Origin of the sequence: Sulfitobacter sp. BSw21498 (assembly GCF_006064855.1) — a bacterium.
Taxonomy (GTDB): domain Bacteria; phylum Pseudomonadota; class Alphaproteobacteria; order Rhodobacterales; family Rhodobacteraceae; genus Sulfitobacter.
On record NZ_CP040753.1, the window covers coordinates 796,187 to 822,552 of the forward strand.

Here is a 26,366-nt window from a genome sequence, read left to right on the forward strand (position 1 = left end):
CCCCGAGCTTGAGTGCCTTACGAGGCTGCCATACGCTCCTTGAGCGCGCGCAAGACGTAGACGCGGATCGCAGATGCCAATCCTGCCTCTACGCCGCGTTCGGCATCGATCTGTGCGACCAGCGCGTTGATCGGCATGTCCATCCCTTGCGCAAGACTACGCAATTCCTGCCAGAATTCATCCTCCAGCGAGATCGACGTGCGGTGACCCCGAAGGGTCACCGAATGTTTTACAGGTCTCGCGCTCATGTTTCGCGCTTGTGAGCTTCCAAATTACGCGAGATTTGAGCCAGACGTTCTTTCAGAACTTCCTTCTGGTCCTTCTTCTGGCCGAACTGCACTGAATTTTCATCAGCGCGGGCCTTTCGAGACGCGCGGTTGCGCTCTTTCTTGACCTTGTTGAGGTTGATGGGGGCGCTCATTCTTTTGGTCCGATCATTTGCTCCGGCCGCACCACGCGGTCGAATGTTTCGGCATCGACAAAGCCCAAGGCGATTGCTTCTTCCTTGAGGGTCGTGCCATTTTTGTGGGCAGTTTTCGCAACTTTGGTCGCGTTGTCATAGCCGATGGTAGGGGCCAGCGCTGTCACCAGCATCAGGCTTTCTTTCATCAGCTTGTCGATACGTTCGATATTTGCTTGCGTGCCAACAACCATATTGTCGGTAAAGGCCGACGCGCTGTCGCCCAAAAGCTGCATGGATTGCAAGACGTTATAGCTCATCATCGGGTTGTAGACGTTGAGCTCGAAGTGCCCTTGCGAACCGGCAAAACCGACTGCCGCGTCATTCCCCATCACGTGCGCACACACCATGGTCAGCGCCTCGGCTTGCGTCGGGTTCACCTTGCCTGGCATGATCGACGATCCTGGCTCGTTCTCGGGCAGGATCAATTCGCCCAGACCGGAACGCGGGCCAGAGCCCAGCAAACGCATGTCATTGGCGATCTTGAACAGCGATCCGGCCACGGTTTTCAACGCACCCGAGAACATGACCATAGCGTCATGGGCGGCCAGTGATTCAAACTTGTTCGGGGCGGTGACAAAGGGCAGGCCGGTGATGTCAGCCATATGTGCAGCCACGGCCTCGGCCCAGCCTTTCTTGGTGTTCAGGCCGGTGCCGACGGCGGTCCCGCCTTGGGCCAGTTCGTAGATGTCGGGCAGACAGGCGTTTACCCGTTCGATGCCTTTTTTCACCTGATGCGTGTAGCCCGAGAATTCCTGCCCCAAGGTCAGCGGTGTCGCATCCTGCGTGTGGGTCCGGCCGATCTTGATGATGTCCTTGAACTCTTCGGATTTTGCAGCCAGCGCGTCATGGAGCTTTTGCAGGCCTGGCAGCAGCACGTCGCGGGCCTGCATGCCGATGGCCACGTGCATCGCGGTGGGGAATGTGTCGTTTGACGACTGCCCCATGTTGCAGTGGTCATTGGGGTGTACCGGATCTTTCGACCCTTTCACGCCACCCAGCATTTCAATCGCGCGGTTCGAAATCACCTCGTTTGCGTTCATGTTCGACTGCGTGCCCGAACCCGTCTGCCAGACAACCAGCGGGAAGTTGTCGTCGAATTTACCCTCGATCACTTCGGTCGCGGCGGCGGTGATGGCGTCGGCTCGTTTCTGATCCAGATTGCCCTGATTCAGGTTTTCCATCGCGCAGGCTTTTTTCACCACGCCAAGGGCACGGATAATCGGCACGGGCTGTTTTTCCCACCCGATAGGGAAGTTGATGATCGACCGCTGCGTCTGTGCGCCCCAATATTTATCGGACGGCACTTCCAATGGGCCAAAGCTGTCGGTTTCGGTACGGGTATCGGCCATGAAAAGGCTCCTGATCTTGGGCTTATGTCTGATCAGGGTTTACCCCGCGGGGGGCAGCGGTGCAATGAGACGATGGCGCTAACCTCAAGGCTAACTGTGGCTGGCTGACCGATTACTTGCGGAAGCTGTCAAGCGATACGACTTCAGCGGCTTTGGGGGCTTCTTCTTCGACCTCAAGCTCGCTTTCGTCCTGCTGGGGAAGGTCTTCGTCCTCGTCCGACTGGCCGGGTTCTTGCTGCTCGAATTTCAGGCCGAATTCTACCGACGGGTCCACAAAGGTTCGGATCGCGTCATAGGGGATATACATCGGTTCCGGCGCATCGCCAAAGTTCAACGTGACCGAGAACCCTTCCTCGGTAACCTCAAGCTTGTCGTACCAGTGCTGCATCACCACCGTCATTTCGCCGGGATAGCGATCCGACAGCCAATCCGCCAGCTCCGCATCAGGGTGCGCGGTATCAAAGGTGATAAAGAAATGATGGTTGCCGGGCAATCCATTGGCTGCAACGTCAAGTAATACCTGACGAATTAACCCGCGCATGGCATCGTGCATCAGATTGCCATACTCAATGCTTCGGCTCATTACTTCTTCTCCGGCCCTTGTTGATGACAGTAGCATACGGCATTTCACACCAGTGAAAAGGGGGCGCAAAAATTTATAGCAAGAGGTTCCAGCCGAGCGCCAGCATCGCCGTTACTGCCATGGTCAACACAAAGCCGAACCGCAAACCCAACATCAACACGGCCGCAATCAACGTCAGCGCGCCGGCCACGGGATCAAAGCTGGACCAATCAGGCAACGGCACAGCAAGATGCGCCATGGGAAGCACGCGTTCGAACAATACATGCAGCGCGAACCAGACGGACAGATTGGCAATTACGCCAACGACAGCGGCAGTAATCGCCCGCAAAGCCCCCGCCAGACGTGGCTGCGCCGAGATAAGTTCGAGATACGGTCCCGCGAAAAATATCCATAGAAAACAAGGTGTAAACGTGACCCACAACGTCAGCACTCCGGCAGATACAGCACCCCAAGGGCCTGCCTGCGCAAAACCCGCAAGCAGGGCGACAAATTCGGTGACCAAGATCAGCGGCCCCGGCGTGGTTTCGGCCAACCCCAAGGCGTCAATCATCTGTTCGGTGGTGATCCACCCGTGATCCTGCACCACGGTCTGCGCCATATAGGCCAGCACGGCATAGGCCCCGCCAAACGTTACCACCGCCAGCTTTGAAAAGAACAATCCGATCTGAAGCAGAAATTCATGTCCCATCGCCCAGACGAACAGCAGCGGGGATGCCCACAGCGTGCCCCAAAGGGCGATGACGCCGATGGGGCGGGCAGGGTGTGGGGGTGCCGCGTCAATTTCTACAGGGCTCGCGCCATCAGCAGCCTTGAAGGCCCCCCACAGTCCGGCGGTTAGAATGATCAGCGGGAAGGGCACGCCAAAAACAAACAACGCCACAAAGGACAGTGTGGCCAACATCCACCCCTCACGACCGTGCAGCGCTTTACGTCCCAGATTGCGCAGCGCCTGCACAACAACGACAATCACAGCCGCTTTGATGCCCATAAACGCGGCCTGAACCAAAGGCATCTGCCCGAAATACGCATAGCCGAATGCCAACACCAGAATGATCGCCGCACCCGGCAACACGAAAAGCAGTCCGGCCAGCAAACCGCCAAGGGTACCGCGCAGCCGCCATCCGGCGTAGGTCGCCAGCTGCATCGCTTCGGGGCCTGGCAACAACATGCACAGGGAAAGGGCGCGCAAAAAACTGTCTTCGGATAACCACCGATGCCGGTCCACCAACTCACGGTGCATCAACGCGATCTGCGCCGCGGGCCCCCCAAAGGACAACACCCCGATCCGCCCGAACACACGCGCCATCAGGCGCATATCAGGGGCGCTCATCCGCATTTCTCGCTATTGTTTCGCATAAATACTCCCGACATTCTTGACGTCAGAGGTCGCAGTACCCGAGCCTGAGGTCAAGCGCGCCAGCGGCTTCCAAATGGCAAAAAATCCTCGCCGAAGGCAGCGCGACATGCGCGTCAACCGGCACCGCGCCGTGCGATCGCAAGGTTTTAAAAAAATCAGAAAGTTGCGGGGAGGGGTAAGTGCAGGTTTCTGTTGCCAGGTACCTGCGAACCCCGCCTTAGGTCGCTAAACCCAAGGACTTAAGTTTCAATAGTTCCGGTCGCTTACGCGGCCATCGCCATTGGAGCACGATTGTCATTTGCAATTGTACATTTTACGCCGATAACGGTGGCAGTCAGCCGAGATAAAGCTACATCTTTAGACGTTCGTCGATCCTGTTTCGACCCCATAATCCCCAAATGAAGGATGATTGGTGGAGTCGCCGGGTACCGCCCCCGGGTCCGAACCGCTTATTACATGCGCGTTTATACCCATAGTCCCTAAGGACACCTCAGATATAAGGGACGTGGCTTTCTTTGCAAGGGGAAAGCCATGAAAATCCGCGGAGTGCAGCAGTCACGGTGCCGCGTTCGGCTGCTTGGTGCGGCGGGCAAAGACGGTACGGGCAAGGGCCTGGGTCTCTTGTTCAAGCAGCGTCAGTCCGGCCGCGACGGCAGCAGCGTCGCGTGTCGTCATTGCGGTGGCGATCTCGCGGTGACGCGCGACGATTGCATCGCGGGACCACGCCGTGAAGGTAATCATGTTCATCAACGGTTGCATTGCCTCAACTGCGCCAGCGAGCTGGTAAGACAGTACCGGGTTGCCCGCCGCGTCCACCAATGCGCGGTGGAATGCCACATCGGCAGCGCAAAACCCTGCATCTGACAGCGCCGGCGCTGATTGTGCGTCAAGCGCATCCTGCATCGCCTTTAGGTGGCTGTCTTGTCTTCGGGCGGCCGATAAAGGCGCGCAGGCTCTCTCAAGCGCGAAACGGGCCTCGCAAGCGGTTTCAAAGCTGACATCGTTCATTGACAAAAGCAGGGTGGAGGTCGTGATCTGTTGCGCTTGCGCGGCCTCAAAGCTGATGCGGTTCACGAAGGCACCGCCTGTGGCACCGCGTTGTGTGCGTATCAGCGATTGCGCGGCCAATCGCTTTAGCGCTTCGCGTACTGTCGCGCGCGAAACATTGAACTGGGCTGAAAGCTCTGCCTCAGACGGCAAACGTTCGTCCACGATCAGCACGCCCTTGATGATAGCATCGCGGATGTTCGCAGCAATTTGGCTGGACAGGTCAGAGGCGGTTTCTGGCGTGGTATTCATTTGTCTTACATTTATGATTTGGAAAAACTTTAAATGTCTGACATTAATTTTGCAAGATGCGAGTCGGTGGTCAAAACCCGCGGCGTGCAGCTTTAACGTTCGGGACCGAGGGGCCAGCCCCTCGGACTCCCCGGAGTTTACTGGCAAAATGAAGCGGGCCCTTAACGGCGGTCCGAGACAGGAGATATGATGTTTGATGCGTTGATGGTGAACAAAGATGAGGAAACCGGCAAGACCCATGCCGAGGTGACCCAGATTGACCTTGACCGTTTGCCCGATGGTGACGTGACAGTTGCGGTAGAATATTCGACCGTGAACTACAAAGACGGGCTGTGCATCGGGCCCGGTGGCGGACTGGTACGCAAGTATCCGCACATCCCCGGTATTGATTTTGCAGGCACGGTCGAAGCGTCCGACGATGACCGCTATAAACCCGGCGACAAGGTTGTGCTGACCGGTTGGCGTGTGGGTGAGGCGCATTGGGGTGGCTATTCGCAAAAGGCGCGGGTCAAGGCCGACTGGCTGGTGCCCCTACCTGAGGGGCTGGATACGCGGCAAGCGATGGCTGTAGGAACAGCGGGCTTTACCGCGATGTTGTCGGTCATGGCGCTGGAGGATCACGGGCTGGTATCAGGCAACGGGCCGGTTCTGGTTACAGGTGCCGCAGGCGGTGTCGGGTCGGTTGCAGTCGCGATTCTTGCCAATTTGGGGTATGAGGTTGCTGGCGTAACCGGGCGCCCGGACACAGCGGATTACCTGAAATCTCTCGGCGTCAGCCAGATCGTTGCGCGCGAAGAGCTGAACGAAACCGTCAAGCGCCCGCTCGAGGCCGAGACCTGGGCCGGCTGCATTGATGCCGTTGGGGGCGAGATGCTGGCGCGGGTATTGGGCCAGATGAAATACGGCGGCTCGGTCGCTGCTGTTGGTCTTGCGGGCGGGGCAGGGTTGCCTGCCACTGTCATCCCCTTTCTGCTGCGCGGTGTGAACCTGCTGGGCATTGATTCCGTCATGCAGCCCTACGAGAACCGTCTGCGTGCATGGCAGCGGGTTGGGAAAGACCTGCCGCTCTCCAAGCTGGAAGATATGGTTGTGCCTGCAACGCTTAGCGATTTGCCGAAACTGGGCGCGGACATCCTGAACGGGCAGGTCCGGGGCCGTGTGGTGGTCGATGTGAACGCCTGAAACGGCATTCCCTAAGTTACATTTACCGAGCGGCGGCCCCTGTGGGTCGCCGTTTGGCGTTAATAGGGACTGTTATGGTCTTGACGTTACGGGGGGCGTGCTAGCTTTGCATCACCTTAACGTAAAGTTTGATATGTCCGACAACAGCCCCATTCTTCTTTGGTATCGCCGCGATCTACGGCTGAGCGATCATCCCGCCTTGTCCGCTGCTGTGCAGTCCGGCCGTCCGGTTATTCCCGTCTTTATCAAGGACACCACGGTCGACGCCCTTGGCGCTGCGCCGAAATGGCGGCTCGGGCTGGGGCTCGGGGCGCTGGCCGACAGTCTGGGCGAAATATCCGGCAAGCTTGTGCTGCGCGAAGGCGACGCGCTGGACGTGTTGCAGACCCTCATCAAGGAAACAGGCGCGGGTGCTGTCTATTGGTCGCGGCTGTATGATCCGGCGAGTTTACAGCGTGATAGCAAGATCAAAGAAACCCTGTGCGACCAAGGCGTTGATGCCAAGTCCTTTGGCGGACATGTGATGTTTGAGCCGTGGAGCGTAGAGACCAAGGCAGGCGATTGCTACAAGGTGTACACGCCGTTCTGGAACAACGTCAAAACCCGCGATGTTGAGCCACCGCTGGCCGCGCCGTCTGATCTGTGCGCGCCGGAGGAATGGCCTGCAAGCGATGCGCTGGAAGGCTGGGGCTTGGAGGCCGCGATGGACCGTGGTGCGGATGTGGTGCGCCCCTTTGTCTGCCTCGGCGAAAAGGCTGCGCAGTCGCGGTTGGGGGCGTTTATGGCCCATGGGGTGGCAGGATATAAGCAAAACCGCGATATTCCAGGCACCGATGGCACGTCCAATCTGTCAGAGAACCTGTCTCTCGGCGAGATCAGTCCGCACCAATGTTGGCACGCTGGCCAGCGTGCGCTGCATGACGGTAAACAAGGGGCAGAGACCTTTCTGAAAGAACTGGTGTGGCGCGAGTTCGCGTACCACCTGATGTATCACACGCCACGGATGCTGACGGATAACTGGCGCGAGGCATGGGATGCCTTTCCGTGGAACGAAGACGAACGCCGCACCGAGGTCACCGCTTGGAAACAGGGGCGCACGGGCGAGCCCTTTGTCGATGCCGCCATGCGCGAGCTGTACGTGACTGGACGGATGCACAACCGGGGCCGCATGATCGTGGCCAGCTATCTGACGAAACATCTGATGTGCCATTGGCGGATCGGCCAAAAATGGTTCGAACACTGTTTGATCGACTGGGATCCCGCCAGCAACGCAATGGGGTGGCAGTGGGCGGCGGGGTCGGGGCCAGATGCGTCGCCTTACTTTCGCGTGTTCAACCCCGAGACACAGCTCGATAAATTTGATAAGAATAGAGACTATGCCAGCCGTTGGATCGCCGAGGGGCGGGCCAATCCACATAAGGATGCGCTCGCGTTTTTCGATGCAATCCCGCGCAGCTGGCCCTTGTCGGCACGAGATGACTATCCCGAAAAGATCATTGCGCTGGATGAAGGGCGTGAGCGGGCTCTGGAAACCTACAAGGGGCGAAACTTTTAACCCTTATGAAACGTGGATCTCCCACGTAACACCCATAAACCAATAAGATACGCGTCCAAGCGCATACAGGAGAGCGAATGATTTTGACCAGCACCGAGGGGCAGGCCGCCCTTCCTCGATATTTCTCGCGTGTTTTTGCGATGGCGCAAGAAATGCCAAACGGGCAGGTCGATTTTGTTATGCCCGACGGGCGGTGTTTTCGCGCGGTTGGTAAGAACCCCTTGCCGGTTGCGGAAATCCGTATACATAACAATGACTTGTTCGCCCGTCTTATCAGGGAGGGTGACCTTGGGTTTAGCGACGCCTACCTTGATGAATGGTGGAGTACGCCGGACCTGCAGGCGTTTATGGACGTCGCCCATGCGAACGAGGACATTTACGACTCCTTTCCCGGTATGGGGCTGATCCGTAAATTTGAATCCCTGCGCTTCTGGTTGCAGCGCAACAGCAAAAAGCAGGCACGCAAGAACATCAGCTATCACTATGATTTGGGTAATGATTTTTACAAATTATGGCTTGATGACACGATGACCTATTCCAGCGCAATTTTCGAAGATGGGGTTCACCAATCACTGGAGGCAGCGCAGACAGCGAAATACGCCTCTATGGTCGACCAGATGGGGGTCTCTGCTGGGGATCACGTGCTGGAGATCGGTTGCGGTTGGGGCGGTTTTGCGGAATATGCCGCTAAGGAACGCGGATTAAAGGTGACCTGTCTGACAATCAGCAAAGAACAGTTTAACTACGCCAAAGAACGTATAGAAAACGCAGGTTTATCAGACGTCGTTGAGTTTAAGCTTCAAGATTATCGCGACGAACGCGGCACCTATGACGGTATTGCCAGCATCGAGATGTTCGAGGCCGTCGGAGAACAGTATTGGCCGTCCTATTTCAATACCTTGCACGACTGTCTTAAACCTGGGTGCCAAGCAACGTTGCAGATCATCACCGTGCCAGATCGGCGCTGGAAGGTCTACAAGCGAGGCGTTGATTTCATTCAGAAATACATCTTTCCAGGCGGTATGCTCCCGAGTCCCACCGTGTTGAAGCAACAGGTTGAGAACGCCGGATTAGCCATTGAAAACTCTATTGAGTTTGGAAAAAGCTATGATGTAACGCTTCGACGTTGGCATCGGACCTTCAATGAAAAATGGGACGAGATCGCTCGCATGGGGTTCGACGAACGCTTTAAACGCATGTGGGATTTCTATCTGACCTCATGCGCGTCTACCTTTGACAGCGGCAATTGCGATGTGACACAGATCACGGTGAAACGCCCAGCCTAAGGGCGCATTGCTCGTAGTCTAAGGATGTTCCGATGCCGACCGCCGCCCGTCTGACCGCTGCCGTTTGTCTGGCACTGATGGGCTATGCCCTGTCGCGCATGATCATGCCATTGATGCCCACGTCGACGCAGTTCGGGTATTTCATCCCCACCAATATCGCCCTCGGGCTTGTCGTGGGATGGCGGGTCATCGGATCCCGTGCCGGCGGCGGCGTATCAGAGGGGATCACCAACGGCGTGACAGGTGCGGTGGTTTTGGTATTCTGGGGGCTGTTTGTGCAAAGCGGGCGCGAGATGATCGAGAAAGCGATGATGCATCGTTTCGACGGGGTCGGTGATGCGCTCGTCGGGATGATCGGTATCGGCGCAGAGTACTTTCTGATTATGGCGACGGTGCCGATTATCGCGGTCGTCCTTTTGGGCGGGGCCGTCAGCGGCATCGTGACCAACCTTATTGATAGAAGGTTCCCTTGAAGCGATGACAGATCTTTTCGTTTATGGATCCCTACGCCATGTGCCCCTGCTTGAAATCGTACTGGGCCGCACCTCGGACCGGTTGGATATTGCACCGGACTGCCTGCCCGATCACGTGGCCTTGTCGGTGGTGGAAGGGCCTTTTCCCTGCATCGTGCCTGCGTCTGGTCAAAGCGCCGAGGGTCTGCTGCTTTGCGGGCTGGGTCAAAATGACCTGGACCGGTTGAATTTCTACGAGGGCAGCTTCGCCTACGATCTGCAAGAGGTGATGCTGGAAAGCGGGGCCAGCGCCTTGGGGTATTTCGCGCGGCCAGATCAATGGACCACGCGCGATCGTTGGTCACTGTCACAGTGGCAGGCGGAATGGGGCGCGCTCAGCTGCTTTGCCGCCCGCGAGGTGATGGATTACTTTGGCGTCTATTCCGCCGACCGTGTGGCGCAGATGTTCCCGATGATCCGATCGCGGGCCGCGGCGCAGATAAATGCGCAGCAGTCGAAACACGGGGCGGGGACGTTGGGCGGCGAGGTGCGGATCGACCGGATCGACCGCGCCTATACCAATTATTTCGCGCTGAACGAATATCATCTGGCGCATGAACGGTTCGACGGCACCATGACCGACGTGTTGGAGCGCGCGGTTTTTGTGGCAACGGATGCAGCGCTGGTGCTGCCCTATGATCCGCAGCGTGATCGGGTGATGCTGGTCGAACAGCTTCGCATGGGGCCTGTAGCACGGGGGGACCGGGCGCAGTGGCAACTTGAACCCATCGCGGGTCGCATCGATCCCGGCGAAAGCCCGGAGGACGCAGCACATCGCGAAGCGCACGAAGAAGCAGGGTTGTCCCTGACCAAGCTGGAAAAGATCGCCGAGGTCTATGCCTCCCCGGGGGATTCAACGGAGTTCTTTTATATTTATCTGGGGCTTGCCGATTTGCCCGACGAAATTACCGGCGTAAATGGGCTTGAGACCGAGAACGAGGATATACGGTCACATTTAGTCGGGTTCGATGCGCTGATGACAATGGTTGATCAGCTTGAAGCTGCCAATGCCCCTTTGGTGATCGCTGCTTACTGGCTGGCAAGGCATCGGGAACGCTTGAGGTTGGAAGCGCCCGCAGCTACACCAGATGTAACTTGATTTAGGAGCATCCCATGCACGTCGCATCTGATCTGGCACAGGCCATTGGCAACACACCTCTTATCCGTCTGCGCAAGGCGAGCGAGGAGACTGGCTGCGAGATATACGGCAAGGCAGAGTTCATGAACCCCGGCCAGTCGGTCAAGGACCGTGCCGCGCTGTTCATCATTCAGGATGCCATCGCCAACGGCACGTTGAAACCAGGCGGCACGATTGTTGAAGGCACGGCGGGCAACACCGGCATCGGGCTTGCGCTGGTCGGCGCGTCGATGGGATTCAAAACCGTCATTGTCATTCCTGAAACGCAAAGTCAGGAAAAAAAGGACATGCTGCGTCTGGCCGGTGCCGAGCTGGTGCAGGTGCCAGCCGCGCCGTATCGCAACCCCAACAACTTTGTGCGCTATTCTGAGCGCCTTGCGAACGAGCTGGCACGTACGACGAACGAAGGCGTGATCTGGGCCAACCAGTTTGACAACGTTGCCAACCGTCAGGCGCATATTGAAACCACTGGCCCCGAAATCTGGGAACAGACCGGCGGCAAGGTCGATGGGTTCTGCTGTGCGGTCGGATCGGGCGGGACACTGGCCGGTATCGGCATGGCGTTGCAGCCCAAGGGCGTAAAAATCGCGATTGCCGATCCCGATGGGGCCGCGCTGCATAACTATTACACCAAGGGTGAACTGGTTGCCGAAGGCGGATCGATCGCCGAGGGCATCGGTCAGGTGCGCATCACCAAGAACCTCGAAGGGTTCACGCCCGATTTCAGCTATAACGTCTCGGACGCCGAGGCGCTGCCTTATGTCTTTGACCTGCTGCAACACGAAGGGCTGTGCCTTGGCGCGTCGTCGGGTGTGAACGTGGCGGGTGCCGTGCGTCTGGCCAAGGATATGGGGCCTGGTCATACCATTGTGACGATCCTGTGTGACTTTGGCACGCGTTATCAGTCGAAACTGTTCAACCCTGAATTCCTGCGCGAAAAGGACCTGCCGGTGCCAGGCTGGCTGGACCGTGCGCCACAATCCATTCCCGGCGTTTTCGAAGACCAATGAACGCCACGCTCAGGGGGCTTCTGGCCAGCGGTCTTTTGGCGCTTTGCCTGACGACCGCGGCCATCGCACAGACCGACGTCGAAGAAACGGCGGAGCGGTGGGACAGCGTCGCCGTAAAGGCTGAACAATCGGTAGAAGAGGTCGATACCCCGACCACCGAACTTGAAAGCATGCGCGCGCGTGTCGTCGGCTACCGGTCTGAATTCGAGGCGGCGCGCACCCTGAACGCCGATCGCATCGCTGCGTTGCGCGATCAGCTTGCCGCTTTGGGTCCGGTCCCCGAGGGCGAGAATGCCGAACCCGAAGCGCCTGAAGTCGCTAAAACCCGCGCCGATATTAATCAACAACTGAACACGCTGCTCGCCCCCGTCCAGATCGCAGAACGAGAGTTCCTGCGGGCTGACGGTCTGGTCCGCGAGATCGACAAGCGTATACGTGATCGACAGACCGAACGGCTTTTGCGTGCGACGCCGTCACCACTAAACCCGGCGTATTGGGCCCCGGCACTGGTGGACGTGCAAAACGCCTTTGCCGCTTTTTGGGAAGAAAGTGCAGAGCAAGACACCGACAGCGCTTTGGATACTTTGGAACGCAATCTGCCGACCGTACTATTTGCGGGTCTGGCGGGGCTGCTGCTGCTCTTTCGGGGCCGACTATGGGCGATGGGGATCGTGAATAAGCTGCGCGATCGTCAGGCGCGTGGTTTGGGCATCTGGCGGTTCATCGTCTCGCTGCTGCGTATCCTGTTCCCATTGGCGGGCTTGTTTTTGCTGTCAATTGCCGCCCGTCAAAGCGGTTTTCTAGGCGCGCGATCTTCTTTGCTGGTCGAACTGCTTCCGATCATCGGGTTAATGATCTTCGGGTTTCGTTGGGTGTCTGAACGCGTGTTTGCCCGCGAGCAGGAAGAGGCGTTACTGCCTTTGCCCGCAGCCCAACGAAAAATGGCGCGGCTCTATGTGAATGCCATCACCCTCGTCGTCATCTTGTCGATTGTCGCCCTGACAGTGTTGGAATTCGGTGATCCCAGTACGGCGACCCGTGCGGTTGTGCAGTTTCCTCTGGCCGTGCTGACCAGCCTCGCGCTGTTTCAGATTGGCCGGATTTTGCGCGGCTATCGTGACCCCGACGAGGACACCCCAGACGCAGATGGCGTGACCAAGGCCTCTACCCATGCGCGAATCGTGCGCAGCGCAGGGCTAGGGGCAATTGCTGTGTCGATTGCCGCGCCGGTTCTGTTCGCCTTTGGCTACCAAGACCTGTCCGACGCGATTTTGCGTCCCTACGTCACGACGCTGGCGGTGTTGGGGCTGGTCATGGCGTTGCAACGGTTTTCGGCAGATGTGTACGGCGCGATAACAGGGCAGGGACCGGCTGCCCGCGAAGCCTTGATGCCGTTGCTCTTCGGGTTGATCCTGCTGATGCTGGCCGCGCCTGCGCTGGCGCTGGTTTGGGGGGCTCGGGTCGCCGATCTGACAGAGCTTTGGGCCGCATTCGGGCGCGGATTTACCGTCGGGGAAAGCCGTATCGCGCCATCGAACCTGCTGGCGTTTGCCATCATTTTCGCCATCGGTTATCTGCTGACGCGTTTGCTGCAAGGCACCTTGCGGAGCAACGTGCTGCCCAAAACCAAAATTGATATCGGTGGGCAGAACGCCTTGCTGTCGGGACTTGGGTATGTCGGTATTTTTCTGGCCGCACTTGCGGCGATCACCGGTGCGGGGATCGACCTGAGCTCGCTCGCGATTGTGGCTGGTGCCTTGTCAGTCGGTATCGGTTTTGGTCTGCAAAACATCGTCAGCAACTTTGTATCCGGGATCATCTTGCTGATCGAGCGGCCGATCTCGGAAGGCGACTGGATCGAGGTCGGGGGCAAGTCGGGCTACGTGCGCGACATTTCGGTTCGGTCGACGCGGATCGAAACCTTTGACCGTACCGACGTTATTGTCCCCAACGCCGATTTGGTCAGCGGCACAGTGACGAACTTTACCCGCGGCAATACTGTGGGGCGGCTTATCGTAAAGGTGGGTGTGGCCTATGGCACCGATACCCGTCGGGTCGAAGCCATTCTGCGAGAGATCGCTGAAGCACAGCCCTTGGTGCTGGCAAACCCCGCGCCGAATGTGCTGTTGGTGAGCTTTGGTGCAGATGCGCTTGAGTTTGAAATCCGGGCATTTTTGCGGGATGTGAACTGGATGATGTCAGTCCAAAGCGATATCAACCACGCCATTGTCGAACGCTTTGCCGAAGAAAAAATCGAAGTACCCTTTCCACAGCGCGATGTCTGGTTGCGCAATCGCGCAACCGAACCAGCGCCGAAAGCGCCGAAACCAGACGGAGAAGCGGACAGTTGAGCCAACCGATCTACCTCACCGACACATACGCCCGCGACAGCGCGGCAAAAGTCGTCTCTATCACACCCGAGGGTGGGATCGTGCTGGACCGTGCGCTGTTCTATCCCACCGGAGGCGGACAACCCGGCGACAGCGGTTGGCTGAGCTGGGACAAGCAAACTATGCCTATTGCCACCACGGTGAAGGGGCAGGACGGCAGTGTTATTCTGGTCCCCGCCGAACCGGCGGTTATTCCGCAGGCGGGCACGCATGTGACGCAAGCGCTGGATTGGGATCGCCGGCACCGGCATATGCGCGTGCACAGCCTGTTGCATTTGCTGTCTGTGGTGGTGCCGTTTCCCGTGGTCGGCGGGCAGATTTCGGCAACACACGGACGGATCGACTTTGATCTTGCCGATGCGCCAGAGGATCGCGACGCGATAGAAGACGCGCTGCTGTCTTATATTGGGCAAGATTTACCGATCACCGATCATTGGATCACCCAAGAAGAACTGCAAGCCGCTCCTGATCTGGTCAAGACATTGTCAGTGGCCCCGCCGGCGACAGCGGCCGAGGTGCGGTTGGTGCAGATCGGCGAGGATGACGCATGGATCGACCTTCAGCCCTGTGGCGGTACCCATGTTGCCAGAACCGGAGAGATCGGCGCGATACGCCTTGGTAAGATTGAGAAAAAGGGGCGCGACACCCGTCGGATCTACGTCCATCTCGACAGCTGAGCGGCGCATTGAAATCTTGTTGAAATTCGCGCGTTTTACCCCTTGCACCCCGACAGCAGGTCACGCTAAACACCCCCTCAATGGACAGGTGGCCGAGTGGTCGAAGGCGCACGCCTGGAAAGTGTGTAGGCGGGAGACCGTCTCCAGGGTTCGAATCCCTGTCTGTCCGCCATACCCCTCTTACGATAAAGTTCACCGCGACGACCTGCGGTTGCGGCCGACCGATAGCGGCGTGGCATGCCGTTCAGAGCTGTGGTTCGGATGACCGGATACCTCAGCCTATTCACCGTCGCCTTTCTGGCAGCGACGATTCTTCCGATGCAATCCGAAGCGCTGCTGGTCGGTCTGATGCTACATGGGCAGCACGGGGTTCCTGTGTTGCTGGCTGTGGCAACTGTCGGCAATGTCTTGGGGTCAGTGGTGAACTGGGGTCTGGGTCATGCGGTGCTGCGGTTTCAACACAAGCGTTGGTTCCCCGCATCGCCGTCGCAGATGGCTCGTGCCGAAATGTGGTACGCGCGCTATGGGCGCTGGTCGCTGCTGGTCAGTTGGTTCCCTGTTGTCGGGGATGCGCTGACCGTCACGGCAGGGGTGTTGAAAGAACCGCTTTGGTCCTTTGTGGCGATCGTCGGGATCGGCAAGGCGCTGCGCTATGGGGTGTTGGCCTGGGTCACGCTGGCATGGATCGGCTGACCATCTGGCAGTGGTCTATGGTGTTGTTCAAAAACGAAAAAAGCGCCCGAGGGCGCTTTGTTTCCGTGGTAAACTCAGAGGCGCGATTAGCCGCCCCAGTTGCGCACCTGGCCGCAATCCATGTGGACGAAGTTCGAGCCCGAGTAGCGACCGACACCGCCGCCGTTGCAGGCGATTGCCGCGCGGGCCATCTGGTTCACCGAACGCGATGCCAGACGCAAATCAGCAGCCTGACCCCGCATGTGCAAGGAGTTTTTGGCCACACCGCCCGATCTGGAGCGCAGCATCGCGTTTGTCTGCGGGCTGCGATAGCCGGACAAAAGCATGTAGGGTTCGGATACGTCGAGAAGGTTGTGCGAGGCTGCCATGATGTCCACAGTACGCAGGTCCATCGATTTGACGCCATCTGTGCGCCAGTCGCGCATAAAATAGTTCAGCTCGGATACGGCGTCTTTAATGTAGTTGCCTTCGATCCAGTAGATCATGTCGATGCGTTCGCCGGTACGTCCGGAGTACATCTTGATGCGACGAATATCGCCGGCCCCACGTAAAAATCCTGCTGCGTTTGCAAAGCTCGGTGCTGCTGCTACGGCTGTCGCTGCGAATGCGCCCAATACGGAGCGCCGGGTCATGCCCGAAGTGCTCTTACCAGTCATTGTTTATGTGTCCCGTCTTCTGCCTTTGGTTCCATGATGTTACATGGAAATTTCCATCGATCCCCAGATGCAACAATTTATGGCATAGCGCGATTCTTGAACCAAGTGCTGAATCGAAAAGGTTCCATCTCACAACAAATTTAGGCGAATTTTTGCGCAACCCTTAGTGGCGTGTTCATTTTTGCAACAGGGGCGATGCGGATAAGCATCAATTTACCCTTAGATTCCAGTTCACGACCTTTGTTATTGGACAATATGCCGGGGTTCCATGCGTATCTAGGGAAACCAAAGCTCACCGATTTCGGGGGAATCAATGACTCATATTTTAGCTATTCAATCGCGGAAATTTCGCCGCCTTACTGGTTTTCTCGGGGCGGCTGCGACTGCTTTGACGCTCCTTACCGCACCGCAGCCCGCTTTTGCGCAGGTGACCGCGTTCAAACAAGCCGTCGCGGAAGCCGCAGCGCGGGACGAAGACATCGCTGCGTATTATCGGACTCACGGGTACGCGCCGATCTGGACCGAAGCAAACGACACACAGCGTGCCCGTCGCGCTGCGTTGATGTCGGCCATCCGCGCCGCTGATTTGCACGGGTTGCCCGTTTCGCGCTATGACCCCCAAGGGTTGATGGACACGCTCAAGAATGCGCAAACCCCGCGCGATCGTGGTCTCGCCGAGGTAGAGATGACGCGCGTGTTCCTGCAATATGCGCGCGATCTGCAGACCGGCGTGCTGGTGCCGTCGCGCATCGACCCGTCCATCGTCCGCGAGGTGCCGTACCGCGACCGTCAAACCACTCTTACCGATTTCATTGCCGCCGATCCCACGCCGTTTCTGCGCAATCTGCGTCCGAACACGATGGAATATAATGCCCTGATGCGTGAAAAACTGCGGATGGAGCATTTGCTGAGCCAGGGCGGCTGGGGCCCTGCGGTGCCCGCGTCGTCGTTGAAACCGGGCGCCCAAGGTGCGCAGGTCGTCGCGCTGCGCAACCGATTGATGTCGATGGGGTACCTCAAGCGCTCGAACGTGATGACCTATGACGCAACGCTGCAAGACGCCGTTCTAAGCTTTCAGAAAGACCACGGTTTGAACGAGGACGGCGTGGCCGGTCCTAGCACCATGGCCGAGATCAACAAAACCGTCGAAACCCGTCTGCAATCGGTCATCGTCGCGATGGAGCGGGAGCGCTGGCTGAACAAGGAACGCGGTGCACGCCACATTCTGGTTAATATTCCTGCGTTTACCGCGGCTGTGGTCGATAACGGGTTGGTAACTTTCGAAACCCGTACCGTTGTTGGCGCGAACCAGTCTGACCGCCTGACCCCGGAATTTTCGGATGTGATGGAATACATTGTCATCAACCCCACATGGACGGTACCGCGGTCAATTGTGACCAAAGAATACCTGCCGTCGATGAAGCGGAACCCGAATGCTGCGGGCCATATTGATCTAATCGATGGCCGCGGCCGGATTGTCAGCCGAGGCTCGGTGAACTTTAGCCGTTATACTGAACGCACGTTCCCATATGGTATGCGCCAAAAGCCCGGGCAGACCAATGCGCTTGGTCTGGTAAAGTTCATCTTCCCAAACAAATATAACATTTACCTGCACGACACGCCGTCCAAAAGCCTGTTCAGCCGTGATGTGCGCGCCTTTAGCCACGGCTGTGTGCGGCTCGCGGATCCGTTTGATTTTGCCTATACACTTCTGGCGGCGCAAACTTCTGATCCGGTCGGGTATTTCAAACGCCAGTTGGCCACAGGGCGTGAAACCTTTGTGCATCTGGACAACGAACTGCCCGTCCACCTCATCTATCGGACAGCGTTTACCACGCCACGCGGTCACACGCAGTATCGTGCCGACATCTATGGCCGCGACGGTCGCATTTGGGATGCGCTGAGCAAGGCGGGGGTGGCATTGGGCGCGGTTCAGGGTTAACTCGTCCCTGATAAGGGGAGACCGCATATGACCTATACCATCCAACAGATCGCCGACGCGCTTGGCTTGCCAGCGGTCGGCGATACGTCCATGTACATTGCCAAACTGGCAGAGCCAGCGGACGCGGGTCCCGACGATTTGGCGCTCGCCATGAGCCCCAAATACGCGCAATTCCTGTCAGACGGCGCGGCGCGTGCTGCCATGCTCTGGCCCGATGCCGACTGGCAAGGGATGGGATTGAAGGCGGCGATCCTGCCTGACCGTCCGCGTTTTGCCATGTCGGGACTGACCCGCATGATGGACCCGGGGCAGGGCTTTGGGACGGATATCCACCCCTCTGCCGTCATTGACCCGACAGCACAGCTGGCAGACGATGTATCCGTAGGGCCGCTGGCAATTGTGGCGGCAGGTGCGCAGATCGGCGCTGGCTCTGTCATCGGGCCGCAATGCTACATCGGAACAGACGCGGTTCTGGGCAAGAACGCCTATCTGCGGGATCACGTCAGCATCGGTGCTCGGGTCCGCATCGGCGACGATTTCATCGCACAACCAGGCGCGCGTATCGGCGGCGACGGGTTTTCCTTTGTGACAGCCGAACCCAGCACAGTTGAGCAGACCCGCAAGACCCTTGGCGATCGCGGCGACACAAAAGCGCAACAATGGACCCGTATTCACACGCTTGGAAGTGTGACCATCGGGAATGACGTGGAATGTGGGATGAACTGCACGGTGGATAGCGGCACCATTCGCAACACCACGATTGGCGACGGCACCAAGCTCGATAACCTCGTGCATTTGGGCCACAACGTTGTGGTGGGCAAGAACTGTCTGCTTTGTGGTCAGGTTGGCATCGCGGGCTCCGTGACGATTGGCGATAATGTCGTGCTTGGCGGTCAGGTGGGTGTCAGCGACAACATCACCATCGGCGACGGTGTGATCGCGGGTGGCGGCACCAAGATCCTGTCGAACGCGCCAGCAGGACGGTCCTTGCTGGGCTATCCCGCGACGGAAATGGGCAAACAGATCGAAGGCTACAAGGCGCTGCGTCGCTTGCCGCGCTTGCTTCGCGATGTGGCGGCGTTAAAATCCCAGATGGGCAGCTCCAAAGACAGTGAAACAAGCTAGGGTCGTCCGCGGCCCGCTCTGACGGAGACTTAGGATGAACATCAAAGATCAAGTCATCAGCATCATTGCCGATCAAGCGTTTCTGACGCCATCGGATGTGAGCATGAACAGCACGCTGGACAGTCTGGGCATCGACAGCATGGGCATCGTCGAAAGCATCTTTGCGATCGAAGAAACCTTTGATGTCACGGTTCCGTTCAATGCGAACCAGCCGGATGCTACGGGGTTTGATATCTCTAGCGTTGCGAGCATCGTCGCAGGGGTGGAACGGTTGCGCGCCGAGCAGGCCTGACGCGTGAAACGGGTCGTCATTACGGGCGCGGGCACGGTCAATCCTTTGGGGTTGAACGTGCCCGATACGCTTGAGGCCATGCGCAACGGGGTCTGCGGTATCGGGCCGCTTGCGTTTCGTGACGTGGAACGGCTGTCGATCCAGATCGGCGGTCAGGTGCACGGGTTTGACGGTGAAAGCCAGCACAACCGCCAAAAAATTGCGCTCTATGACCGGTTCACCCAATTCACGCTGGCCGCCGCCAACGAGGCGATTACCCAGTCGGGGCTTGTTTTCGCAGGAGAGCTTGCCGCAAAATCTGGCGTTGTGCTTGGTACGGCAGGCGGCGGGGTTAGCACGTGGGACGATAACTACCGCGCGGTCTATGCCGAGGGAAAAAACCGCGTGCATCCCTTTGTCGTGCCACGTCTGATGAATAACGCCGCAGCCAGCCACGTCAGCATGGAGCATCACCTTAAGGGGCCGTCGTTCACCGTCTCTACCGCTTGCGCATCATCAAACCACGCAATGGCGCAGGCCTTTTCAATGATCCGCAGCGGCATGGCACCGGTCATGGTTACGGGCGGATCGGAATCCATGCTGTGTTTCGGCGGCGTCAAAGCGTGGGAAGGTCTGCGCGTGATGTCACGCGACGCCTGCCGCCCGTTTTCGGCCAATCGGAACGGGATGGTGCAGGGCGAAGGGGCCGGAATCTTTGTATTCGAGGACTACGACCACGCGCGTGCCCGAGGGGCAGAAATCCTGTGTGAGGTATCGGGGTTTGCGATGACATCGGATGCTTCAGATATTGTGATGCCCTCCAAGGCAGGGGCCGCACGCGCCATCAAAGGCGCGTTGCAGGACGCGCGGATCAACCCTGACGAGGTGGGCTATATCAACGCGCACGGCACCGGCACGATGGCCAATGACAAGACCGAATGCGCAGCGGTAGCGGATGTCTTTGGGACCCATGCGGATAGGCTGATGATCAGTTCAACCAAGTCGATGCACGGCCATTTGATCGGTGGCACCGGCGCGGTAGAGCTTTTGGCCTGCATCATGGCGCTGCGTGATGGGGTGATCGCCCCGACCATCGGCTACGAAGAACCCGACCCCGACTGTGCGCTGGACGTTGTGCCCAATATCGCACGGGATGCGCGGGTTACTGTCGCGCTGTCCAATGCTTTTGCCTTTGGCGGCATGAACGCGGTGCTGGCCCTGCGCGCAATCTGAACACGCGAGAATACCCAAACGTCGACGTATAAAAAAAGCCGCCTCGGTCAGAGGCGGCTTTTGTAACTCAGGGGGCCAGATGACCAACCAAAGACTTACTTGTTTTCAACAATCGAGGATTTGTCAAAGCTGGCTGTGAACCCGTCAAGCGACAAGGCCAGTTCAACCTTCTGGTCGGGGGCCAGCGCGGGCACAATCGTGATCACCGCTTCCTTGCCACGCTTGAATGCGGCAACGTCGGCATCGGTCAGACCCATGCGCACATAGCAGCCAACGGGGTTACAGAACGCGAAAGGATAACGGCGGGCTTTGCCACCATCGACGGTCAGGGTCATTTGCGAGGGCAGGGCCGTTTCCAATGGTACAACAACCGTGGCACCTGCCGTTGCCTTGCCGCCGCTTGGCAGACGGAACAACGAGAATTCGGCAACAGGTGCGCCCTGGCCATCATCCATCAGCTGATACATCTGGCAGGGGTCGACCTCTTCTTCGGTCTTGATGCAGCGCATTTCCCACGCACCGATCACTTCTTTGGTGTAGGGCTTTCCAAGGGTCGGCTCACCGTCAGAGTCTTCACCAAGGCTGAGCTGCGATTGCACATCTGTGCTGCTGCCGGTGGTGGTGTTCTCTTCGGTCGAGGGCACCGCTTCAGCGGTTGGTGCCGTCGGCGCAGTCGTTTCCGGAGCGTCTGTTGCTGCGGGTGTTTCCGTGGCTGCAGTTTGTGCATAACCGGAAACGGGCATAGTCAGAGCCATCGCCGCGCAAAGAGGGAGAAGTGTGATATACTTTTTCATGCTCGTTCCAAATCAGTTAAATTCGACGCCATCTACCATGCGCCAATGCCAATGTCAGGATGATAGCGGTGAAACGATCCTGATTTAAGGCAAAATTTCGCCTATTTCATCGGGGGTTATGGCAATGCTAGCCAATCGCAGGGGGCTAAATAGAAAAAAGGACGCATAGCGCCCTTTTCCCTGTTCTTCGTTCTCCCCGTCGGACTTGGCCGACTTATTAAGGGCACGTTACGAAAGCATTGATGAACCGTCAACATAAAATATCACAATCGTTTCAGACCGGTGAACCTGTCCAAAATGAAAAAGGGCCGCACCCGAAGGCACGGCCAAGTCTGACAGGGAGGAAGTGTCGCCGATACGAAAAGGACATCACGACCGACGACAAAATCACTATGGTGTGAAAAGGTTAAGTTTGTATGCTCTCCCTGCACTTTGACTGCAGGCTATTGGCCTAAAAGGACTTAAATACGTGACAAATGATATTTTCATCGGCGGGGGTGGCGAAGCCTATGCGACCAAACAATTTCTCAACATCGGCTATGCCAACCGTCACGGTCTGATCGCGGGGGCGACGGGCACGGGCAAAACGGTCACGCTGCAAATCCTCGCCGAAGGCTTCTCTGCCGCTGGCGTGCCGGTGTTCTTGTCCGACGTAAAGGGCGATCTATCAGGCCTCGCGCAGGCCGGATCCGCCAGCCACAAGTTGCACACCCCCTTTTCCGAGCGCGCGCAAACCATCGGTTTTGACGATTTCGACTACAGCGCTTTCCCTGTGACCTTCTGGGACATGTACGGCAAACAGGGCCATCCCGTCCGGACGACGATTTCGGAGATGGGCCCGTTGCTGCTGGCGCAGCTGTTGGACCTAACCGAGGCGCAAGAGGGCATTTTGAACATTGCCTATCGTGTCGCCGACGAAGACGGTTTGCCGCTTCTGGACCTGAAAGATTTGCAATCCTTGCTGGTCTGGATCGGCAAGAACGCCTCTACGTTGGCGCTGCGCTATGGCAATGTGTCTGCGGCGTCCGTGGGCGCGATCCAGCGGCGGCTCCTAGTCCTTGAAAACCAAGGGGCGGCTGACCTTTTTGGTGAGCCTGCACTGACGCTAAGTGATCTGATGCGAACCGACACGGACGGGCGCGGCTTTATCAACATCCTCGCCGCTGACAAGCTGATGCAAGCCCCAAAACTTTATGCGACCTTTCTGCTATGGCTGCTGTCCGAACTTTTCGAGGAACTTCCCGAGGTTGGTGATCCGGACAAACCCAAACTTGTCTTCTTTTTCGACGAAGCACATCTGCTGTTCGATGATGCCCCTAAAGCGCTGGTAGATAAGGTGGAACAGGTGGCGCGTCTGATCCGCTCCAAAGGGGTGGGGGTGTATTTCATCACGCAAAACCCCGCCGACGTACCCGAAGATATCCTTGGCCAGTTGGGCAACCGTATCCAGCATGCCCTGCGCGCCTTTACCGCCCGAGACCGCAAAAACCTGCGCCTCGCCGCCCAAACCTACCGCGACAACCCGCGTTTCGAGACCGAAGAAGCGATCCGCGAGGTCGGCGTGGGCGAAGCGGTCACGTCGATGCTGCAGAAAAAGGGGATACCCGGTGTTGTCGAGCGGACCTTGATCCGCCCGCCGTCGTCGCAGCTTGGCCCCCTTGATCCTGTCACCCGCGCTGCCCTGATGGCGCAAAGCCCGATGGCCGGGAAATACGACACCCGCCTCGACCGCGCCTCGGCTTTCGAAATGTTGGCCAAACGGGCAGAGGACGCCGCGAAAGAGGCGGCACAGGCCGAAGAGCAAGCGGAAGCCGAAGATACATCGCCGGCCCTGCGCGAATTCAACGCAGCGCGGCGTTATGCTGGCAAACGGGTGACACGATCCACATCGAAACGCAGCACGAAGCCAGATGACAGCTTTGGTGGTGCCATCGCAAGCGTGGTGATCAAAGAGCTTAAGGGGACAACCGGCCGCCGCATCGTGCGTGGTATTCTGGGCGGGTTGTTCAAAGGACGTTAACGCCCCTTCCAATTGGACCTAAATCCTCGCCGAAGGCAGGCCTTATCCCGCAGGGGATAAGGCCTATTCTTTTACTTCTCGGGGATCAATCCGCGCGGGCTGAACCTAAGTACCAGCAGCAGCACTGCGCCCATGGTCATCAACCGCATATGGGCGGCGGAGTCGATCAGATGGTCTTTTAGCCAATAGCCATCAGACATGCCCGCGGTCACCAGGTGCATCAGCCACAGGCCCATGGGTTCTACCATCACCCAAAGGTACCACATCAAAAAGCCCCCCAACACGGCCCCCAGATTATTGCCAGAACCGCCGACGATCACCATGACCCAGATCAGGAAGGTGAACCGCAACGGCTGATAGGATCCGGGCGTCAGCTGGCCATCCAGCGTGGTCATCATCGCCCCCGCGATGCCGCAAATGGCTGAGCCGAGGATGAACACCTGCAAATGCCTTGCGGTAACGTCTTTGCCCATGGCTTCGGCTGCAACTTCGTTATCGCGGATCGCGCGCAGCATCCGTCCCCATGGCGAATTCAGTGCCCGCTGGCTCAGCCACATGAGCACCAGCAGCACCACGGCGAACAGGCAGACGTACAGGAACTTGACCCAAAGCGTCGACGCTTCCACAGGGTTGAACCCGAACCCAGCCGCTTGTGCCACAAAACCCGCGTCGTTTTGCAGGTCGATCTCATAGGGCACAGGGCGTGGGATGCCGATAACATTCTTGACGCCGCGCGATAGCCAGTCCTCGTTCTTGAGCACAGCGATGATGATTTCCGCGATGCCCAAGGTGGCAATCGCAAGGTAATCCGACCGCAGCCCAAGGGCGGTTTTTCCGATCAGCCAGGCAGCCCCGGCGGCAAACAGCCCGCCAACCGGCCAGGCAAAGATCACCGGCAGGCCAAGCCCCCCGAGATAACCTGTGGTGGCAGGGCTCACGGCCTCTACCGCGCTGACCGAAGGGTCGAGCAGGGCGCGAAAGATAAAGAACCCGCCAACCAGCACCGCCAGCACGACAAGCGTGCGGAGCCAGCCCTTGGCCATGCGCTTCATCACTTGAACCGCCAGCAGGATCGTCGCAGCCCCCATTAGCAAGGCGGCGACAATGCCCCAGCCGCCCGCGGACCAAGCCCCTTCGGAGGGGGGCATACCAATCAGCACAGCGGCGAGACCACCCAGTGCCACAAACCCCATGATGCCCACGTTGAAAAGCCCTGCAAAGCCCCATTGCAGGTTTACCCCAAGCGCCATGATGCTTGAAATCAGCCCCATCGCAATGATCAGCAGCGCGGCGTTCCAGCTTTGGGTCACGCCGGTCAGCACGATCAGAACCGCGACGATGGCGAAAAGGCCGGTGTTTTTGACTGTCTCGTTCATACCGATTGCCCCTTGAATAGACCTGTGGGTTTGAACAGCAGCACGATCAACAAGATCACGAAGCTGACGGCGAATTTATAGTCGGTGGACAGAAGCTGGACCAATCCGTCGGGGGCAAGCCCCTCGGGCGCGAGGTAGCCGAACACTTTCTTCCACGCATAGGTGATTGTCACCTCGGAAAACGCGATGACAAAACCGCCTGCAATTGCTCCGATGGGGCTGCCAAGCCCGCCCACGATGGCGGCGGCGAAAATCGGTAGCAGCAGTTGGAAATAGGTGAAGGGTTTGAAGGACTTGTCCAGCCCGTAAAGCACGCCCGCGGTGGTCGCAAGGCAGGCGACGATGATCCATGTGATCATGACCACCCGTTCAGGGTTGATGCCCGACAGCAGCGCCAGATCCTCGTTGTCGGAATAGGCGCGCATGGATTTGCCCGACCGCGTCTTGTTTAAGAACCAAAACAGCGCGGCAACGACGATGACAGCCGTGACAACCGTCAGCCCTTGGGTGGTCTTGATCGCCAGCCCTTCTTCGAGACCGGTCATCTCTTTGAAGTCCCGCGCCGAGATGATGAAGCGTTCCCCATCCAGAAAGCGTTGATCCTCTGCGCCGATGATAAAGCGGGTGATGCCGTTGTAGACGAAAGTCACCCCCAACGAGACGATGACGAAAATCACCGGCTTGGCCTTCTTTTCGCGGTAGAAGCTATAGACCAGCTTGTCGGTGCCAAGCAGCAGTCCGATGGTGATGATGATCGCGAATGGCAGGGCCAGCAGTGCGGTCGGCAAGACCCCCAGGCTCAGCCCCAGCGACTGGAACCCCCACGTGATCAGCACTGCCGACATGGCCCCAAGCGCCATGGTATCGCCATGGGCAAAGTTCGAGAACCGCAAGATGCCGTAAACCAGTGTCACCCCAAGCGCGCCAAGCGCCAGTTGCGACCCGTAAGCAATGCCCGGGACCAGCACATAGTTGGCCAAGGCGACGAAAGCGTTGAGTAAATCCATTATTTGCATGTCCCTAGATAGCTGATGGCGATAGGCCCATCAGCATAATGCACGGTGTAACGGGCAGCCCCGTCGGCGGCGATGCTGAGCAGGTGGCGGGCGTCAAACCCGCCGCCCATCAGGGACAGCGCCTTATCCTGTTTCGTGCCGGTCAGAGTGACGGTTTCGGCGTCGCTGACCATTTGTGATTGAACCGCCAGCGCATCAGCAGATGCGCCGCCTGCAGTGCCGGTGACGTCGGGGGTGAACTCTGTCTCTGTGCAGGGTTCGTTTTCGACGCACTCCCAGACAAAGCGGCAGCCGATGGCGATGGTTTGCTGAAACGGCTCTGGCGGTGCTGTTGAAACAGTGCCGGCCGCTGGGGCAGGCGGTGCCGCGTCGGTGCTTTGCTGTGCCAAGGCTGGCTCGGCATAGGCGATAAGGGCCAGTGGAAGGGTCCATCGCATCG

The 26,366-nt window shown here is 58.3% G+C and carries 25 protein-coding genes, 1 tRNA gene and 1 other RNA gene; 15 read left to right on the plus strand and 12 right to left on the minus strand.

Annotated features, from left to right (window positions below):
• Positions 1–17: 17 nt before the first annotated feature.
• From E5180_RS03870 to E5180_RS03900, 7 genes are all read right to left on the minus strand, one after another.
• Entirely contained in the window at positions 18–248 is a 231-nt protein-coding gene (locus tag E5180_RS03870) for a ribbon-helix-helix domain-containing protein (protein ID WP_138923240.1), read from the minus strand.
• On the minus strand, positions 245–421 hold the full coding sequence (locus E5180_RS03875) for a DUF4169 family protein (RefSeq protein ID WP_138923241.1): 177 nt from the start codon (positions 419–421) through the stop codon (positions 245–247). Before E5180_RS03875 ends, E5180_RS03870 begins: the two co-directional genes overlap by 4 nt.
• Positions 418–1,812, minus strand: a complete 1,395-nt coding sequence (gene fumC, locus E5180_RS03880) for a class II fumarate hydratase (RefSeq protein ID WP_138923242.1) — start codon at positions 1,810–1,812, stop codon at positions 418–420. Before fumC ends, E5180_RS03875 begins: the two co-directional genes overlap by 4 nt.
• 112 nt (positions 1,813–1,924) lie before the next feature.
• Positions 1,925–2,395 (minus strand): SspB family protein, encoded by a 471-nt coding sequence (locus E5180_RS03885; RefSeq protein ID WP_093732320.1) that lies wholly within the window; start codon positions 2,393–2,395, stop codon positions 1,925–1,927.
• A 73-nt stretch (positions 2,396–2,468) separates the two neighbouring features.
• Entirely contained in the window at positions 2,469–3,725 is a 1,257-nt protein-coding gene (gene chrA, locus E5180_RS03890; RefSeq protein ID WP_138923243.1) for a chromate efflux transporter, read from the minus strand.
• Between the two features lie 205 nt (positions 3,726–3,930).
• Positions 3,931–4,277: a transfer-messenger RNA gene (ssrA, locus tag E5180_RS03895) on the minus strand.
• Positions 4,278–4,307: 30 nt separating this feature from the next.
• Entirely contained in the window at positions 4,308–5,051 is a 744-nt protein-coding gene (locus E5180_RS03900; protein WP_138923244.1) for a FadR/GntR family transcriptional regulator, read from the minus strand.
• 189 nt (positions 5,052–5,240) lie between these two features.
• On the opposite strand from E5180_RS03900, the gene acuI reads away from it, so the two are divergent.
• The 10 genes from acuI to E5180_RS03950 all read left to right on the plus strand — a co-directional run bounded on the left by acuI (position 5,241) and on the right by E5180_RS03950 (position 15,494).
• Entirely contained in the window at positions 5,241–6,233 is a 993-nt protein-coding gene (gene acuI, locus E5180_RS03905; protein ID WP_138923245.1) for an acryloyl-CoA reductase, read from the plus strand.
• Between the two features lie 133 nt (positions 6,234–6,366).
• On the plus strand, positions 6,367–7,788 hold the full coding sequence (locus tag E5180_RS03910) for a cryptochrome/photolyase family protein (protein ID WP_138923246.1): 1,422 nt from the start codon (positions 6,367–6,369) through the stop codon (positions 7,786–7,788).
• A 77-nt stretch (positions 7,789–7,865) separates the two neighbouring features.
• Positions 7,866–9,074 (plus strand): SAM-dependent methyltransferase, encoded by a 1,209-nt coding sequence (locus tag E5180_RS03915; RefSeq protein WP_138923247.1) that lies wholly within the window; start codon positions 7,866–7,868, stop codon positions 9,072–9,074.
• Between the two features lie 32 nt (positions 9,075–9,106).
• Positions 9,107–9,547, plus strand: a complete 441-nt coding sequence (locus E5180_RS03920) for a TrgA family protein (RefSeq protein ID WP_138923248.1) — start codon at positions 9,107–9,109, stop codon at positions 9,545–9,547.
• A gap of 4 nt (positions 9,548–9,551) precedes the next feature.
• A complete protein-coding gene (locus E5180_RS03925; protein WP_138923249.1) occupies positions 9,552–10,685 on the plus strand; it encodes an NUDIX domain-containing protein in 1,134 nt (377 codons plus the stop codon).
• 14 nt (positions 10,686–10,699) lie between these two features.
• Complete coding sequence (locus tag E5180_RS03930) at positions 10,700–11,734, plus strand: cysteine synthase A (protein WP_138923250.1); 1,035 nt, start codon at positions 10,700–10,702, stop codon at positions 11,732–11,734.
• Entirely contained in the window at positions 11,731–14,085 is a 2,355-nt protein-coding gene (locus E5180_RS03935; protein WP_138923251.1) for a DUF3772 domain-containing protein, read from the plus strand. The genes E5180_RS03930 and E5180_RS03935 overlap by 4 nt, the downstream gene beginning before the upstream one ends.
• Positions 14,082–14,801: an alanyl-tRNA editing protein gene (locus E5180_RS03940; RefSeq protein WP_138923252.1), complete on the plus strand. Its 720-nt coding sequence runs from the start codon at positions 14,082–14,084 to the stop codon at positions 14,799–14,801. The genes E5180_RS03935 and E5180_RS03940 overlap by 4 nt, the downstream gene beginning before the upstream one ends.
• Before the next feature lie 82 nt (positions 14,802–14,883).
• Positions 14,884–14,973: transfer RNA gene (locus tag E5180_RS03945), tRNA-Ser, on the plus strand.
• Between the two features lie 89 nt (positions 14,974–15,062).
• Positions 15,063–15,494 carry a YqaA family protein gene (locus tag E5180_RS03950; RefSeq protein WP_138925107.1) on the plus strand — a complete coding sequence of 144 codons (432 nt, stop codon included), beginning with the start codon at positions 15,063–15,065 and terminating at the stop codon, positions 15,492–15,494.
• Between the two features lie 86 nt (positions 15,495–15,580).
• Here the strand turns inward: E5180_RS03950 and E5180_RS03955 are convergent, their stop codons facing one another.
• Positions 15,581–16,126 carry a YcbK family protein gene (locus tag E5180_RS03955; protein WP_425263960.1) on the minus strand — a complete coding sequence of 182 codons (546 nt, stop codon included), beginning with the start codon at positions 16,124–16,126 and terminating at the stop codon, positions 15,581–15,583.
• A 337-nt stretch (positions 16,127–16,463) separates the two neighbouring features.
• Between E5180_RS03955 and E5180_RS03960 the strand changes: the two genes are divergently transcribed.
• From E5180_RS03960 to E5180_RS03975, 4 genes are read left to right on the plus strand one after another with little or no spacing between them, the layout of a single operon-like run.
• On the plus strand, positions 16,464–18,092 hold the full coding sequence (locus E5180_RS03960) for a L,D-transpeptidase family protein (RefSeq protein ID WP_138923253.1): 1,629 nt from the start codon (positions 16,464–16,466) through the stop codon (positions 18,090–18,092).
• A gap of 27 nt (positions 18,093–18,119) precedes the next feature.
• Positions 18,120–19,217, plus strand: coding sequence for a UDP-3-O-(3-hydroxymyristoyl)glucosamine N-acyltransferase (lpxD, locus tag E5180_RS03965; RefSeq protein WP_138923254.1), 1,098 nt, complete (start codon positions 18,120–18,122; stop codon positions 19,215–19,217).
• Between the two features lie 34 nt (positions 19,218–19,251).
• Entirely contained in the window at positions 19,252–19,509 is a 258-nt protein-coding gene (locus tag E5180_RS03970; RefSeq protein WP_138923255.1) for an acyl carrier protein, read from the plus strand.
• Between the two features lie 3 nt (positions 19,510–19,512).
• Positions 19,513–20,721 carry a beta-ketoacyl-[acyl-carrier-protein] synthase family protein gene (locus tag E5180_RS03975; RefSeq protein WP_138923256.1) on the plus strand — a complete coding sequence of 403 codons (1,209 nt, stop codon included), beginning with the start codon at positions 19,513–19,515 and terminating at the stop codon, positions 20,719–20,721.
• A gap of 95 nt (positions 20,722–20,816) precedes the next feature.
• Here the strand turns inward: E5180_RS03975 and E5180_RS03980 are convergent, their stop codons facing one another.
• Entirely contained in the window at positions 20,817–21,464 is a 648-nt protein-coding gene (locus E5180_RS03980) for an invasion associated locus B family protein (protein WP_254700525.1), read from the minus strand.
• Positions 21,465–21,984: 520 nt separating this feature from the next.
• Here E5180_RS03980 and E5180_RS03985 point away from each other — a divergent pair.
• On the plus strand, positions 21,985–23,535 hold the full coding sequence (locus tag E5180_RS03985) for a helicase HerA-like domain-containing protein (protein ID WP_138923257.1): 1,551 nt from the start codon (positions 21,985–21,987) through the stop codon (positions 23,533–23,535).
• A gap of 71 nt (positions 23,536–23,606) precedes the next feature.
• On the opposite strand, the gene E5180_RS03990 is transcribed toward E5180_RS03985, so the two are convergent.
• From E5180_RS03990 to E5180_RS04000, 3 genes are read right to left on the minus strand one after another with little or no spacing between them, the layout of a single operon-like run.
• Complete coding sequence (locus E5180_RS03990) at positions 23,607–24,911, minus strand: branched-chain amino acid ABC transporter permease (RefSeq protein ID WP_138923258.1); 1,305 nt, start codon at positions 24,909–24,911, stop codon at positions 23,607–23,609.
• The gene (locus E5180_RS03995) at positions 24,908–25,918 is read right to left on the minus strand and encodes a branched-chain amino acid ABC transporter permease (RefSeq protein WP_093732301.1); all 1,011 of its coding nucleotides are present in this window, start codon (positions 25,916–25,918) and stop codon (positions 24,908–24,910) included. Before E5180_RS03995 ends, E5180_RS03990 begins: the two co-directional genes overlap by 4 nt.
• Positions 25,918–26,364: a hypothetical protein gene (locus E5180_RS04000; RefSeq protein ID WP_254700526.1), complete on the minus strand. Its 447-nt coding sequence runs from the start codon at positions 26,362–26,364 to the stop codon at positions 25,918–25,920. The genes E5180_RS03995 and E5180_RS04000 overlap by 1 nt, the downstream gene beginning before the upstream one ends.
• Positions 26,365–26,366 lie beyond the last annotated feature (2 nt).